The 13,988-nt window shown below is 60.3% G+C and carries 17 protein-coding genes and 1 tRNA gene; 6 read left to right on the top strand and 12 right to left on the bottom strand.

Annotation, left to right across the window (positions count from 1 at the left end):
* The first annotated feature begins 3 nt into the window (after positions 1-3).
* Complete coding sequence (locus ACOQOT_RS14470; protein WP_420559895.1) at positions 4-567, top strand: HNH endonuclease; 564 nt, start codon at positions 4-6, stop codon at positions 565-567.
* Here the strand turns inward: ACOQOT_RS14470 and ACOQOT_RS14465 are convergent.
* The 4 genes from ACOQOT_RS14465 to ACOQOT_RS14450 all read right to left on the bottom strand — a co-directional run bounded on the left by ACOQOT_RS14465 (position 540) and on the right by ACOQOT_RS14450 (position 2,953).
* Positions 540-1,124, bottom strand: a complete 585-nt coding sequence (locus ACOQOT_RS14465; RefSeq protein ID WP_420559894.1) for a PAS domain-containing protein — start codon at positions 1,122-1,124, stop codon at positions 540-542. The genes ACOQOT_RS14470 and ACOQOT_RS14465 overlap by 28 nt on opposite strands.
* A 111-nt stretch (positions 1,125-1,235) precedes the next feature.
* Positions 1,236-1,829, bottom strand: a complete 594-nt coding sequence (locus ACOQOT_RS14460) for a demethoxyubiquinone hydroxylase family protein (RefSeq protein ID WP_420559893.1) — start codon at positions 1,827-1,829, stop codon at positions 1,236-1,238.
* The gene (locus ACOQOT_RS14455) at positions 1,826-2,353 is read right to left on the bottom strand and encodes a disulfide bond formation protein B (protein WP_420559892.1); all 528 of its coding nucleotides are present in this window, start codon (positions 2,351-2,353) and stop codon (positions 1,826-1,828) included. The genes ACOQOT_RS14460 and ACOQOT_RS14455 overlap by 4 nt, the downstream gene beginning before the upstream one ends.
* Positions 2,354-2,371: 18 nt before the next feature.
* Positions 2,372-2,953: a YqaA family protein gene (locus ACOQOT_RS14450; RefSeq protein ID WP_420559891.1), complete on the bottom strand. Its 582-nt coding sequence runs from the start codon at positions 2,951-2,953 to the stop codon at positions 2,372-2,374.
* Between the two features lie 162 nt (positions 2,954-3,115).
* Here ACOQOT_RS14450 and ACOQOT_RS14445 point away from each other — a divergent pair.
* Positions 3,116-3,202 (top strand) — tRNA-Leu (locus tag ACOQOT_RS14445).
* Positions 3,203-3,269: 67 nt separating this feature from the next.
* Here the strand turns inward: ACOQOT_RS14445 and ACOQOT_RS14440 are convergent.
* Positions 3,270-3,992 (bottom strand): TetR/AcrR family transcriptional regulator, encoded by a 723-nt coding sequence (locus tag ACOQOT_RS14440; protein ID WP_420559890.1) that lies wholly within the window; start codon positions 3,990-3,992, stop codon positions 3,270-3,272.
* Positions 3,993-4,166: 174 nt separating this feature from the next.
* Here ACOQOT_RS14440 and ACOQOT_RS14435 point away from each other — a divergent pair, with 174 nt between their 5' ends.
* Complete coding sequence (locus ACOQOT_RS14435; RefSeq protein ID WP_420559889.1) at positions 4,167-4,508, top strand: arsenate reductase; 342 nt, start codon at positions 4,167-4,169, stop codon at positions 4,506-4,508.
* Here the strand turns inward: ACOQOT_RS14435 and ACOQOT_RS14430 are convergent.
* Positions 4,498-4,803 (bottom strand): sulfurtransferase TusA family protein, encoded by a 306-nt coding sequence (locus tag ACOQOT_RS14430; RefSeq protein WP_420559888.1) that lies wholly within the window; start codon positions 4,801-4,803, stop codon positions 4,498-4,500. The two genes, ACOQOT_RS14435 and ACOQOT_RS14430, sit on opposite strands and share 11 nt — an antisense overlap.
* Positions 4,804-4,979: 176 nt before the next feature.
* Here ACOQOT_RS14430 and ACOQOT_RS14425 point away from each other — a divergent pair, with 176 nt between their 5' ends.
* The gene (locus ACOQOT_RS14425) at positions 4,980-6,776 is read left to right on the top strand and encodes a long-chain-acyl-CoA synthetase (protein ID WP_420559887.1); all 1,797 of its coding nucleotides are present in this window, start codon (positions 4,980-4,982) and stop codon (positions 6,774-6,776) included.
* Between the two features lie 78 nt (positions 6,777-6,854).
* Here the strand turns inward: ACOQOT_RS14425 and ACOQOT_RS14420 are convergent, their stop codons facing one another.
* The gene (locus tag ACOQOT_RS14420; RefSeq protein ID WP_420559886.1) at positions 6,855-8,072 is read right to left on the bottom strand and encodes an LLM class flavin-dependent oxidoreductase; all 1,218 of its coding nucleotides are present in this window, start codon (positions 8,070-8,072) and stop codon (positions 6,855-6,857) included.
* A 60-nt stretch (positions 8,073-8,132) separates the two neighbouring features.
* The gene (locus ACOQOT_RS14415) at positions 8,133-8,753 is read right to left on the bottom strand and encodes a TetR/AcrR family transcriptional regulator (protein WP_420559885.1); all 621 of its coding nucleotides are present in this window, start codon (positions 8,751-8,753) and stop codon (positions 8,133-8,135) included.
* A 153-nt stretch (positions 8,754-8,906) separates the two neighbouring features.
* Between ACOQOT_RS14415 and ACOQOT_RS14410 the strand changes: the two genes are divergently transcribed.
* Entirely contained in the window at positions 8,907-9,707 is an 801-nt protein-coding gene (locus ACOQOT_RS14410) for a glucose 1-dehydrogenase (protein ID WP_420559884.1), read from the top strand.
* A gap of 121 nt (positions 9,708-9,828) precedes the next feature.
* The gene (locus tag ACOQOT_RS14405; RefSeq protein ID WP_420559883.1) at positions 9,829-10,479 is read left to right on the top strand and encodes a hypothetical protein; all 651 of its coding nucleotides are present in this window, start codon (positions 9,829-9,831) and stop codon (positions 10,477-10,479) included.
* 22 nt (positions 10,480-10,501) lie between these two features.
* Here ACOQOT_RS14405 and ACOQOT_RS14400 read toward each other — a convergent pair whose 3' ends face one another.
* The 4 genes from ACOQOT_RS14400 to ACOQOT_RS14385 all read right to left on the bottom strand — a co-directional run bounded on the left by ACOQOT_RS14400 (position 10,502) and on the right by ACOQOT_RS14385 (position 13,921).
* A complete protein-coding gene (locus ACOQOT_RS14400; protein ID WP_420559882.1) occupies positions 10,502-11,434 on the bottom strand; it encodes a glutathione S-transferase family protein in 933 nt (310 codons plus the stop codon).
* Positions 11,434-12,246 carry a glutathione S-transferase family protein gene (locus tag ACOQOT_RS14395; protein WP_420559881.1) on the bottom strand — a complete coding sequence of 271 codons (813 nt, stop codon included), beginning with the start codon at positions 12,244-12,246 and terminating at the stop codon, positions 11,434-11,436. The genes ACOQOT_RS14400 and ACOQOT_RS14395 overlap by 1 nt, the downstream gene beginning before the upstream one ends.
* A gap of 92 nt (positions 12,247-12,338) precedes the next feature.
* Positions 12,339-13,310 carry an MBL fold metallo-hydrolase gene (locus tag ACOQOT_RS14390; protein WP_420559880.1) on the bottom strand — a complete coding sequence of 324 codons (972 nt, stop codon included), beginning with the start codon at positions 13,308-13,310 and terminating at the stop codon, positions 12,339-12,341.
* Between the two features lie 32 nt (positions 13,311-13,342).
* Positions 13,343-13,921 carry a carboxymuconolactone decarboxylase family protein gene (locus ACOQOT_RS14385; RefSeq protein ID WP_420559879.1) on the bottom strand — a complete coding sequence of 193 codons (579 nt, stop codon included), beginning with the start codon at positions 13,919-13,921 and terminating at the stop codon, positions 13,343-13,345.
* Positions 13,922-13,988 lie beyond the last annotated feature (67 nt).

The raw sequence follows: 13,988 nt of genomic DNA, 5'->3' as shown, positions 1-13,988 counted from the left end.
TCAGTGAGCCAGGCCGCGTTTGTTTCGCCGGATGCGTGTCCGGCCCTCGTCCTGAACGCCGACTACCGGCCGCTCAGCTACTATCCTTTGTCCTTATGGTCCTGGCAGGATGCGATCAAGGCGGTCTTTCTCGACCGGGTGAATATCGTTTCCACCTATGACACGGCGGTGCACAGCCCGAGCTTCGAAATTCAGCTGCCGTCCGTCGTCTGCCTGAAATCTTACGTGAAGCCTGCGAAGTATCCTGCCTTCACGCGGTTCAATGTTTTCCTGCGCGACAAGTTCGAGTGTCAATATTGCGGTGATGCGCATGAGCTGACATTCGACCATGTCATTCCGCGCTCGAAAGGCGGGCAGACCGTTTGGGAAAATGTGGTGGCCGCCTGCGCGCCCTGTAACTTGCGCAAAGGCAACAGGCTACCCAAGGATGCAGGCATGATCCCTGCGCAGAAACCCTGTCAGCCCACGGTGCATGAGCTGCACCGCAACGGGCGCCGCTTCCCGCCCAACTATCTGCACACGAGCTGGCGCGACTATCTTTACTGGGACAGCGAGCTCGAACCGTAAGCAGGCGCCGGCTCGTAAGCGCAGGGCACGATGGGATTGCCAAAATCGACCGCGGCAAGAACCGTGGTGACGGCGCCCTTTTCATCCGTGAAGGGAAGAAAGAGCGAGTTGAAAACGATCTGCTGTTCTTCCGCCCAGCTCGTTTTCTTTTGGATCAGAAACGCCTCGCCCGTCTTGCGGCATTGCTCGAGACGCATGATCGTGCCGGCGAGATTTCCGACGGGGAAAATTTCGTCGAGATAATGGTTCGAGAAATCCTCGCCGATCAGCCGCTGCAACTCCGCGCCCATAAAGGGGATGCAGTAGCGGCCGGTTTCGGGCTCGAATTGAAAGATGAAGGCGTGTGCCATGGTGCCCGCGGCGCTTTGCGGATCAAACCTGTGCCAGGCAGGCGGCGTACCTTCCAGGCTTGTCCAAAGCGCATAGAGCGTGCTGAACAGAGGGTGGCCCGGCGCGTGACGCGCGACGGGAAGTTCAAGCAAAGAAGATGTCGTCGCCTCGGATGTAGGCCGGTTCGTGATCGGCCCGCCCGGTGCGGAATTGTCGGAAGTGGGCATGGGGGGTGTACTCAGCTATCCGGGAATATTTCCGTCTACGTACAGAATATTCCGCGCCGAGTCGTTAACCACACCGGCGGTGCGGCATTCTATCGCGCTGAAAGAGAGGTTTCAGACTTTCTCGGAAAGCCGGATCGCCAGTCTGCAGGCGGATTTTATGGCGCCCGCGAGCAAAGGATAGCCAGGAGTATCTTTTGCGCCTTTCTCCAGCGCTTCGTCTCTATGCGCCACTTCTTCCAGGCGGAATTTCTCGATCGTCTCGCAAAGCGGTTTTTCTTCCTCGCCCAGCGCTTCAAGCTCGCGCACCTGAGAGGCGTAATGTTCCTCGATCACTTCTTCCACGGCAACGGTGCAGGCATGAGCGGCTTTCTCGCCCATGAGCGCAGTGGCCGCGCCCATCGCATAGCCTGCTACGTGCCAGAAGGGCGAAAAGGCAGTGGGGCGCACATGGCGCTCGTTCAGCAATTCGTTGAAGCGGGCAAGATGTTCCTGCTCCTCCGCTTCCATGCGCGCCAGCGCTTCGCTCGTTTCGGTTTTGTGCGCCAAGGTTTTGAAGACGGCAAGCTGGCCGGCATAGATGCGCACTGCGCCATATTCACCGGCATGATCGACGCGCAGCATTTCCTTTATGCGTTCGGGCGTGCGCGGATTGCCGGGCTGCGGGCGCTGCGATTTTTTTTGCACGTCGGTTTTCGTCATGCTCATTCGTCATCCTCCACGCCTTGCTGCGTATAGGCCCGGATGAGGGGTAGGGCGCTCAAAGCGGCAAGGCCAAGTGAGATCAGCACATTGTAGCCTGCCAGAGAAAGGCCGAAGAGGGACCATGGCACCTCGTCGCAGCGCACCGGCCGCGCGCCCTCTAATTGCGCCTGCAGGTCGGAGACGGAGCCGGGGAAGGCGAGGCCGCCGCTGCAGCCGGCAGGGCCTTCCCACCAGCCATATTCGACGCCGGCATGATGGACGCCGAGCCCGGCGCTGACGATGAAGATCAATGTCAGCGCGCCCATCAGTGCCAGCGGAATGATGCCGATATTCGCCTCGCGGCTGGCAACGCCTGCAAGGAAGGCGAGCGGCAAAGCGGCGTAATAGGGATTGCGCTGCACAAGGCAAAGGCTACAGGGCTGAAGGCCGATGACATGTTCGAAGAAAAGCGCCCCGCCGATGGTCAAGGCAGTGATGGCGAGCACCCACCAGGGGACCGACCGGCTGGGGATCGGGATAAGAGCCAATGCTTTTCTCCTTGCAGATTAGAGCACTAAGCTGACGGCAAGGAAGCCGCCGATCAAGAGGATGACAAAGAGAATTGATAGAAGACCGAAATATTTGTCGATGAAAGCGCGGATGGGCGGGCCGAACCACCACAAAAGCGCGGCAACGGCGAAAAAGCGCAGGCCCCTTGCCGCGCAGCTCGCGACAAAGAAGACCGCCAGATTGAGCTGGGTGACGCCGCTCGCGATGGTGAAGATTTTATAGGGGATCGGTGTCAGCCCGGCAGTGAAAACGATCCAGGCGCCGTAAGCATTGTAGCTCTCCTGCACGGCGGCGAATTTCTCGTGATAGCCGTACACATCGAGGATCCAGGCACCCAGCGTGTCGAAGAGAAAATAGCCGATGGCGTAACCGGCGATCCCGCCCAGCACGGAGGCAATGGTGCAGATCAGCGCGTATTCGAAGGCGCGCTTGCGCTCGGCCAGCACCATGGGCATGAGCGCGACATCGGGCGGTACGGGAAAGAACGAGCTCTCAGCGAAGGAGATGGCGGCCAGCCACCAGCGCGCATGGCGATGGGCGGCGATGGAAAGGGTCCAGTCGTAGAGCTTTCTAAGCATGTGGATTTGCTTACAGGGGGCGGGCGGACCTGTCTATGGGCTTGTGCCCGGCCGGAAGGGCCAGAATCTGGAGCGGGGCATGCGGTTTCCATTGACGCGCGGACGCCTGTCCCTATCATGGCGCCGCTTCGGCCAAGGCGTCATCGGCGCTTTCAGCCTCGTGCGGGTGTGGCGGAACTGGTAGACGCGCTGGATTCAAAATCCAGTTCTGGTGACAGAGTGTCGGTTCGAGTCCGACCACCCGCACCACGCTTCGCCTTCGGCTTCGCGTGGCGCAGCCACGGGAAGGCGAGTTAGGCGGGGCGAGGAGGCCGTATCAGGCTTTTTCCCCGTCCATATGGTCCTCGCCCTGTTTGCCGGCCTGTTTGTAAGGCTCGATGGCGTGGCGCTCCAAAAGCGCGGCGAGCCAGCCGCGGAAGCGGTGGGCGGTTTCGGCGTCCGCAGCAAGGCCGGCGGCCTGATAGAAATCCCGGCCCATGATCGCTTCGCCGACAGCCGCGTAAGCCGTCAGCATGACCATGAAAACGGTGTCCTCATGGTCGGGGGCGGGGGTTTCCCTTTCCTCGGAAAAGCGCATTCGCTGGGTGTGCAGCCGCTCGGAAACGTCCTGCAGCAATTCGGCGGACGGATTGACCGGCTTGGCGCGCTCCGAATTTGTCAGCAAAAGCCAGGAAAGAAGCCTTGCCGTACCCCGGTCACTCAGCGCCTCGAACGCACTTTCGATAAGCTCCAGGCTATGAGTGTCTTGTTCCTCGCCCGTGATATCGGGGATTGTGGAAAAGAGCTTGTCGCGCAGCTGGGCGGTGGCCCGTGAAATAAGCGCGCGGACCAGCCCGTCCCGGCTTTCGAAATGGTGGAGAATGGCCGGATGGGAAATGCCGACATCGCGGGCAATGTCCTGGAGGCGGATGCCTTCCGGTCCCTGCTCGGCCAGGCGCTTTTCGGCGGCATCCAGGATCAGGCGCTGGGCTTCTTCGGCGGTGCGGCGAATGCGTTTGGCAGACGGTTTTTCGGCGACCGTCTGTTGCTCGGTGCTCAAGCTGCAATCCTTCCCATTTACTCAAGGTTTCGTGCGGGTATGCCCTGCCTAGGGTATATCCCCTGAACGTGATGATAGCAGCCAGGCCCAGCAAAGAAAGAGGGCAGGACTTCTGCTATATTTTCCGCGATTCGCGGGGCCCTTCGCCCTTTTCCAGCCTTCCGGGAGCCTTCCATGCGCGTTTACGGCCTTAAAAACTGCGATACCTGCAAAAAAGCGCTGAAATGGCTGAAGGAAGAGGGGCTGGAAGCGGAATTTCACGATGTGCGCGCGGACGGCGTCAGCGAGGCGCAGATTGCCGGATGGGCAAAGAAAGCAGGTTGGGACATGCTGCTCAACCGGCGGGGCACGACCTGGCGCGGGCTTTCGGAAGCCGAAAAAGCCGGCGTTAATGAGAAAAGCGCCATCGCGCTGATGGCCGCGCACCCGGCTCTGATCAAGCGGCCGGTCTTCGAGCGGGGGGCTGAGGTGCTTGTCGGCTTCGGCAAGGAGCAGCAGGCAGCGCTCAAGGGTTGAGTTCTTCGTCTTCTCTCGCCTGCCGGACGGGGCCCCGCGCAATGCGGAAATAAGTGACGGGGCCTTCCTGGCGCTTGCCCAGAAAATCATGGCCGGCCTCTGCGCAAAAATGCGGCATGTCGATGACGGCCACAGGGTCGGTTGCCGCCACTTCCAGAATTTGACCTCCCCGCATACCCAGAAGTTTTTTGCGGGCTTTCAGAACCGGCAGCGGGCAATTAAGGCCCCGCGCATCCAGAAAAACGTCCGCAGGCGGCATTTCTTGAGGCGGGGAAGCAGGGCTGTCACTCGGCATCTTGCAGGGGTCCATGAACGTGCGGGGCGCGGGCGGGCGGATCATGACGCGTTTGTGCGCATTTGTCAGCGGGGCGCGGCGCTTTTCGCACCGGTTTCAGCCGGTTTTCCTTGACCCATTTTCCGGGGGCATCGCATAAAGAACTTGCAAGGGAAAATACAAATCTGGAGGACGTAATGGGGGTTTTTGGCCGTATCGGAAAAGAGATTACCTATGTGCGCTCGGCGCTGCGCACGCTCAAACGGCTGAATACCGTTTACGACAATCCGGACCGCACCTTTGCCGACATTATCGAGGATCTGGCCCGCGATAAGCCGAACAATGTGGCGATCTATTTCGAGGACCGCACCCTCACCTATAAACAGTTCAACGAAGAAGCGAACCGCTATGCGCACTGGGTGCGGGCGCAGGGCCTGGGCAAAGGCGATGTCGTGGCGCTTTTGATGGAGAACCGGCCCGAATATCTCGTTGCCTGGCTCGGTATCATCAAGGCGGGCGGTCAGGCGGCCTTGATCAACACGAACCTGACGGGCGGCCCGCTTGCCCATTGTCTTAATATCTCCGGGGCAAGCCATCTCGTTCTCGGTTCGGAATGCGCCGAAGCGATGAGTTCGGTTGCCGGCCAGCTCGAGCGGCCCATGAAAGTCTGGGCGACGGGCGGCGCGGTGCAAGGTGTCGATAATCTCGACGATGTGCTGGCGCAGCAGCCCGCTGCCGATCCTGCGCCGGAAGTGCGCAAGGACCTGAGCATCGAGGACGGGGCGCTTTTCATCTATACGAGCGGTACGACGGGCAACCCGAAGGCGGCGCGCATTCCTCATGTGCGCCTCCTCGGCATGATGGGCTCATTCTCGGCTGCAACGGGGGCGACGGAAAAAGACCGCATGTATGTCTGCCTGCCGCTTTATCACTCCGCCGGCGGTGTCTGCGCGGTGGGCACGACGCTGACGGTCGGCGGCGCGGTGATCATCCGGCGCAAATTCTCGGCCCGCGAGTTCTGGGACGATGTGCACAAATATAAAGCGACGCTCTTCCAATATATCGGCGAGCTGTGCCGCTATCTCATCAACACCGATCCGCACCCCAAAGAGCGCAAGCACAAGCTGCGCGTTGCAATCGGCAACGGGTTGCGCCCGGAAATCTGGCCGACCTTCCAGAAGCGCTTCAAGATCCCGAATATCGTGGAGTTCTACGGGGCGACGGAAGGCAATGTCGCGCTGATGAATTTCGACGGCACGGTGGGCGCGGTCGGGCGCATTCCCGGCTGGGCGAAATCGAAATTCAATGTCGAGCTCGTGCGCTTCGATATCGAGAACGAGCAGCCTATCCGCGGCAAGGACGGGTTTTGCATCCGCTGCAAGCCTGGAGAAGTGGGCGAAGCTTTGGGCGAGATCCTGAATGATCCGACGAAGCCGTCCGCCCGTTTCGAAGGCTATGCCAAGAAGGAAGAAACGGAGAAGAAGATCCTGCGCAATGTCTTCCGGGAAGGCGATGCCTGGTTCCGCACGGGCGACCTTCTGAAGCAGGATGCGCGCGGCTATTTCTACTTCATCGACCGGATCGGCGATACGTTCCGCTGGAAGGGCGAGAATGTGGCGACCTCGGAAGTAGCCGAAGTGCTCTCGGTTTTCCCGGGCATCGAAGAGGCGAATGTTTACGGCGTGCATGTGCCGGGTGCGGATGGGCGCGCGGGCATGGCCTCCATCGTCGGCAAGAACCTCGATATGGCAGGTCTTCACAAGCATATTTCAGCGCAGCTGCCCGAATATGCCCAGCCGCTTTTCCTCAGGGTGCAGCCGGAAATGGAAATCACCGGCACGTTCAAGCACCGCAAGGTCGATCTCGTGAAGGAAGGTTTCGACCCGGAAGCCATCGCCGAACCGATCTTCTTCAATGACCCGATTGCAAAAGTTTTCGTGCCCGTGGACAAGGCGCTTTACGAAAAGATTTGCTCCGGCGATTTTCGCCTGTAAAAGAATGGTGTGAGGCAACAGAAGGGCGGCTCCGGTTTACCGGGCCGCCCTTCGCTTTTTCATCTATGGGACGCTGGATTATTCGGCGGCGCCTTTGTCTTTCTTGATGCCCATGGCTTCGAGGATTTCCGGGCGGATATTGTCCGTGCCTTTTTCCTCGATATGTTTGGCAACGCGCGTGCCGACAGCGGCCATGGCCTGGCCCATGAAGGTTTCGCGGTTGTTGCGCGCCCAGTCGAGCGAGGCTTCGCGGTTCTCGTTGAGGCCTTGGAATTTCGGCATCACGTAGCGGGCGAAAAGCTCATAGGAACGTTTCGTCTGCTCGAAGTCGGCCCAGTTATGCGCCATCTGCAGGAAAGCGCCGAAGCCGCCGGACTGTTCTTGCAGCCGCTCGATCTGTGCAATGGCGTCTTCCGGCGTGCCGATCACGGCCATGCCCGAATTGATCAGCGCGTCCACCGGGTCCGAACCGTCATCGGGCGCGAGCGGCAGGGCGGCGACTTCACGAAAATAATAGAGCCACTTTTCAAGGCCGAAGCGCACATTCTCGCGGGCCTTCTCGGCCGTCTCGGCGATGTGCACGGGACCCACGAGGCGCCAGTTGGCGCGGTCGACGCTCTTGCCGTTGTCCTTGGCTTTTTCTTCGCAGATCGCCCAGTTGGAGGCGAGCGCGTTGAAGCCGCCGGCATTGGTCGCGCCGATGGACAGAAGGCCGACGCCGTGGCGGCCGGCAGCAGTGGCACCGGTTGGCGAGACCTGGCTGGCAACCGCGATATCCACATGCGGGCGCGAGTAAGGCGTCATCTGCAGACGCGCTTCGTTGAGCGTGAACCAGTCGGTCTTGGCCGTCACGGTTTCGCCTTTCAGAAGCGGAACGATGACATCGAGCGCTTCGTCCATCATGTCGCGCTGCTTGGCGACCTCGATGCCCATCATGAAGGCATCGGAAGGCAGAGCGCCTGGCCCGACGCCGAACATGACGCGGCCTCGGGTGATGTGGTCGAGCTGATTGATGCGGTCGGCCAGCATCAGCGGCTGGTGATAGGGCAGCGAGGAGACACCCGTGCCGAGGCGGATGTTTTTCGTGCGTTCGGCCAGCGTTGCGATGAAAAGTTCCGGGCTGGCGATCAGCTCATACCCGGCGGAATGGTGCTCACCGATCCAGGCTTCGTCATATCCCAGCTTGTCCATCCACTGCACAAGCTCGATATCCCGCTCGATGGCGAGTGTCGGGTTCTCGGCAAGCGGGTGAAAGGGCGCGATGAAAGCCCCAAAGCGCATTTTGGTTCCAGCCATGTTTTTCTCCTTTAGCCTTCCTGTTGATTTCCTCGAGTTGCGTTCTCGTTTTTTGTCACGTCACTTCGGCTTCTGTCTCAGGCCGTTCAAAAGGACGTCGAGCAATTCTTTGTGTGTTTCACTGGTGTCCACCCCGGGCATCTCCGTCCATTCGATGGTGAGGGCGGAAGAGGCGGCGACGAAAGCGGCGGCCAGGCGGTGGGGAGGGGCGATTTTGCGGAACTCCCCTGCTTTTTGCGCTTCACGGATGAGCTCCATGGTCAGCGTCAGCAGGCTTTCATTCGCCGCCTTGCCCGCTTCCAGCGTCGGCAGGGCATCGACGAATTCGCGCGTCATCTTGCGCATAACGGGCGCATTGCGCTGCCATTCGCCGGCAAGTTCGGAGATCACGAAGCAGAATTTGTCCGTGGCGCTGCCTTTGAAACCCTCCAGCTGCTCTCTAATGCCGCTCGTCAGTTTTTCGTTGAATTCGGAAAGGAGTGCGGCCTTGTTCGGGAAATGCAGAAAGAAGGTCGCCTTGGCGACATCGGCGCGCTCGCAAATATCGCCGATCGTGACATCGTCATAGTCTTTCTCGTTGAAGAGACCCATGGCCGCTTCATAAATATCCCGCCTGGTGCGCTCTTTCTTGCGCGTACGGCGGGAGGAAGCCGGCTTGTCGATATCGGCGCTCGCGTCCAAACTGTCTCTCCTCATGGTCCCGTTCGGTTATCTTCCCTTGCGGAAACCTGTCCGAGCTATTAACTAGACCGCAGTCTAGTTTTGGCCATTAGGCGAGTCAAACAAAGCGATAAGCCGGCGGGCGAAAGCCGGTGCAATAACAGGGAGAATCCGATGGGACGCTTAGAGGGCAAAGTCGCGCTGGTCACCGGCGCATCGAGCGGGATCGGCAGAGGCGCTGCCGAAGCGCTGGCCGCCGAGGGCGCACAGGTCATCATTACCGATATCGACGATGAAGGCGGCGCTGAGACCGTTGAGCGTATTCAAAAGGCCGGCGGCAAGGCGCGCTATCTCAACCAGGACGTGGTTTCCGAGCCGCGCTGGCAGGAAATCTATGCCGACATCGCCGCCAAGGAAGGCAAGCTGCATATCCTCGTCAACAATGCCGGGATCGGTATTGGCGGGCCGGTGACGGAAATGTCGCTGGACGATTGGAAGCGCCAGATCGCCATCAATATGGACGGGGTCTTCCTCGGTACGAAATACGGCATTCCCGCCATCGCCGAGGCGGGCGGCGGTGCCATCATCAATATTTCCTCCGTGGCCGGGTTCAAAGGCGCGCCGGGCCTTGCCGGGTACTGCGCCACGAAAGGCGGTGTGCGGCTTTTCACCAAGGCCGTGGCACTGGAATGCGCGGAAGCGAAAAACAATATCCGCGTCAATTCCATCCATCCGGGCATCATCGACACCGCCATCTGGTCGAAGATCCCGCAGGGGGGCATGCCTTCTTCTCCGGCCATTCCGGAAGGGGCGAATACCATTGATGCAGAAGCGCTCGGCCAATTGGCGGCGCCTGTCGGCCATGCGGGCGTGCCGGCGGATATCGCGGCGGGGATCGTCTTTCTCGCCAGCGACGAGTCGCGCTACGTAACGGGCACGGAACTTGTGATCGATGGGGGCATGTGCGCCCGTTAACGCTGCCTAATCCGTTAACGATTTGAAATTCCTGCCTTTTTAGGAAGTGTTAGGAACTGCACATTAAGGTAAACGCCGTTCGTCCCAAACCGGGGCGGGCGGCTTTTGCTTTGGGGGCTTTGTGAAGGCAGCGCGTATTTCCATAAACCGGCGCACGGTGCTTTGGGGGATTGCCGTTCTTTCGGGCCTTGCGCTCGGCGCCAATCTTATCGGCACCATGGCCTCGGCCATTCAGACGGCGGCCAAGGCGCGCGAGCATGTGCTGATCGCCTCCGCGCCGGATTTCGCCGAACGCTCCGCCGCTACCCTTGCCCGCAATATCGTCTCTTCCGTCGATCCGGCTGGCCGGCTTGCCGAGCTGTCCCTTGCTTACCGGGACGAGGCTTTCGGCCAGCTTGTTTTGGGGCAAGCAGCCAGTCTGGCCATCCGCCAGATGGAGGCGGAGGGGCATGTGGACCTTGCCGTTTCCATGAGCCGTACCTGGATCCGTGAGGCGCCGGAACTTGCCCAGCTTGCCTTTGCAGGGGAAGCGGAAAAGGGCGCGCGCTTTACCGCGGGGATCGGCTCGGCCTCCGCGCCCAAGACGCAGGCATCGACCCTGCTTAGCCCGCGCGCTGCTGCCATCCGCCCGCTCGGCAAGATGCCGGAGCGGCGCGTGCTCATCCTTTATCTTTCCAATGTGCTCTTTCTGGCGACGGGGGTTCTGGCTGCAGGCCTTGCCCTTGCCAATCGTACCCGCAAGCAAAAGGCGGGCGAGTTGCACTACAACTGACCCGCCTTTTTTATGTGTTGCCTCAGGCTTTGACGATGAAAAAGCCTGCCCGCGGGAAATGCACCACCACTTCGCCGACTTCCGGCGCGTCGCGCTTGATCGCAACGGACTGCGCATCCGAGGCGACGAGCGTGCCCGTTATGGGATCGCGCCCGTAATCATCCGCCATGACGCTCACCTTGTCGCCGGGTTTCAGCTCATTGGGTTCATGGGGATCGGCTTGTTCTTTCGTTGTGCTCGTGGCGGCTTTGGCAATGGCCAGCGCCTCATCGCGGCTCATCTCCTGTCTGTCGCCATGACCGATGGCGCGCACCCGCTCTTCCCAGGCGGCGGTTTTGGGTAAATGTTCCAGTGCTTTCAGCCCGTCCGGAAAGAGCCAGCGCATGAAGGCAAGGTTGTAATGGCAGGCGGCATCGGCAAGGCCGGGCGCCGCGCCCATCAGGAACTTGCGCCCATCGGCCAATTGATCTTCCAGCCAGCCGAGCCCGGCGCGCAGCTGCTCGGCCATGAGGGGAGCTGCGGCCTTCATCGCATTCACATCGAAAGGCCGGCCCATCAGCGCTTCGCGGTCCTTGATGAAGCTTTCATCGACGGCCTGGCCGACATTGCCGAAGATCACCGCAACGGCATTTTGAAACAGCACCCGGTCCGCCCACATGGAAACAGCCCAGGCAAGGCCCTTGTCCGCTTCGGTGAAGAGCGAGGGCTTCGGATAGCGCCGTTCCAGCTCGCGAATGATGATCTGCGTGTCGCAATAAACATCCGCGCCGATCTGCATGACCGGGATTTTGCGGTAACCGCCGGTCAGCGCGGTGAGCTCGGGCTTCGGCATGATCACGGGTTCTTCGACCGCGTGCCAGGTAAGCTGTTTGATGCCGAAAACGGTGCGCACTTTCTCTGAAAAGGGCGAGACGTCATATTGGTGAAAGAGGATCTCGTTTTCCTTGCCGCTCATCAGCGCGCTCCTTGATCATCATTGGAAAAATCATTGGCAAAGCGGATGGTCCCGGTTTCGATGCCGTGCGTGACGACTTCCATGCCGCCCGACTTGATCATCCATTCGAGCCGGTGATCCCGGTATTGCCGTTTGAAGAGGCCTTGTTTCACCGCCTCGGCGACATGTTCCATGCCGGTGCGCGAGGCAAGCGCTTCTTCGACTGTTTGCGCGGCGGAGGGACGCTGCATGGCGCGGTTCACCCAGGATTCGAGCGCGCTACTCTTTTGGGGATGAAAGCCGAAGCTCATGGAGGCAGCGACGAGCGGCAGCGCTGCCATATCCGCCCGCCCGAACATCGGCCCCGTGAGCCACTCACTCCCGCCGAGTTCGTTTTCCAGGTAAGCAAAAAAGCCTTCCGTCTGGCGGCGGGCATTCCCGGTCAAGGTCTCGGCAAGCTTGCCTTCGGCGCGTTTGAAGAAATGGATTTCGCCAAGCCCCCAATTGATCGCCTCATATTGGGTGTCCATGACGTCTTCGATCATGCGCGCCCGGGCGCGGGCCGCCGGGTCCTGCGGCTGCAGGGGCGGGGAAGGCCAGCGCTCTTCGATATAGTCGAAGATGATGGTGGAATCGAAAATCGCCGTGCCGTCTTCGGTCACGAGGGCCGGGACTTCGGCGCGCGGATTGATTTCCAGAAAAGCGGCGACGCCGCCCGTGCCGATCGCATCCGGCGTCAGGCACTCGAAATCGATTTCCTTTTCGCGCAGCGCCATTTTGTTTTTCTGCGCATATGGCGATAGCGGGTGCTCGTAAAGCGTCAGCTTGGCCATGTCTCTCCCCATTTTTGAATGTCGATGGGGAGAGTATGGGGCGGGGAAGAGGCTTCGTCCATGAAGCCCTCATCACGGCTTGGCGAGAAAGCTCAGGCTTTGCGCTTTGCAAGCTCGGCCATCTGGCCGAATAACGTTGCGGCATCCGGCGTCTCATCGCTGCCGGAAAATTCCCGGTAAAGCGTTGCGACATTGACCGCGATGCGCTCGCCGTCGCCCCAGCTGTCATAGTCTGACATGTCGATGTCCTTGGCCGCCTCGAATGCGCTGAGGCCTGCATCGTAGCGTTTGCGCGCTTCTTTCTGGATATAGACGAGATACTCACGCAAAGCCGCGACGCCGCGCTTGTCGGTGATGGGGCCGTGGCCCGGCACCACGGTTTCCACATCCATGGCCATGATTTTGTCGCAGGCATCGATCCAGTTGCCGACGGGCCCCTCCCACATGATGGGGTGGCCTTCGATGAAAAGAATGTCGCCGGTGAAAACCGTCTTGTCCTCGGGCACGAAGGCAAGCACGTCGCCGGGCGTGTGGGCGGGCCCCACATGCATGAGTTTGACGGTCTTGGCGCCGACCTGCCGCGTCATTTCCTTTTCGAAAGTGAGAGTGGGCAGTACCTGGCGCACGTTTTTGAAATCGAAGGCGCCGAAACATTTTGTCAGATAATCCCCAAGCTCACCGAGCTCGGGCGCCATATCGAGAAAGCCCGCCAGCATGGAGGGCGGTTCATGGCGCATGGCTTCGGCGGCAAGTTTATGGGCGATGATTTCCGCCCCCTCGCAGCATTCATTGCCATAACAATGGTCGCCATTGTGGTGGGTGTTGACCAGCGTCTTGATCGCGGCGGCGGCTTTCGGTTCCGCGCCGCGCATCGCCTCCAGCATGGCGCGGGTATGGGGCACATCGAACAGCGTGTCGACGAGCAGGCTTTCATCTCCATCGACGATGAGCCCGGCATTCGACCAGCCCCAGCCGCCATCGGGCTGCAGCCAGGCATAGGCGCCATTGCCCAGATCGTGCAGGCCTTTCGTGTAGGCGAATTTGCCGAGCCCAAGCGATGTCATGATGATCCTCCCCTTAATTCTTTCAACCCGCGCTAACCCTTTTGGGCATTCAGCGCGCCGACCCCGGCCTTGATTTCATCGAGCCCGGTGACGGCAATCTCTTCGTCTTCAAGATCGATTTCCAGTGTTTCGAGATAGCGGCAGACGAGCAAGTAAATCCCGATGACGATCAAGAGCTCCTGGACCTGGGCATCGCTTAAGTGCCGGCGGGCGGCGTCCAGGGCCTTTTTGGAGGCTTTGACGTTACTGACAAGTTCGTCGGTAAGCGCCAGGGCCGCGTTTTCGGCATCGGAGTAAGTCTCCTGCGGCAGCGGGGCGCTGGCGGCGGCAATGCGCTCGGCGCTCATGCCCATGAGCCGGGAGACGCGCTCATGCTGGTGCAGCTCATAGGCCGAGCCGCATTTATGTCCGGCGCGCAGAATCACCAATTCCCGCAATTCGCCTTCCAAAAGCCCTTCATTGAGATAGGCATCGAGCAAATTCATGAAGGGCGCGAAAATCGGTCCGGCGCCCGCCAGCATCCGGAAAATATTGAGCGGCGGCAGGCTGGCGAGCAGCGCGCGGTCTTTTTCCGCAAGGGAAGCGGGGTCGGGATAGGGCAGGCGCGCCATGGCGGTCTCCTTAAAGCCAAGCAAATGTGATCCAGGTTTTGCCTTTACCATAAAGCGTGCGGGCGCG

The organism is Tepidicaulis sp., from assembly GCF_965222285.1.
Classification (GTDB): Bacteria; Pseudomonadota; Alphaproteobacteria; order Parvibaculales; family Parvibaculaceae; genus Tepidicaulis.
Note: the sequence above shows the minus strand (reverse complement) of the source record. Positions and strands in the feature narration are given on the sequence as shown.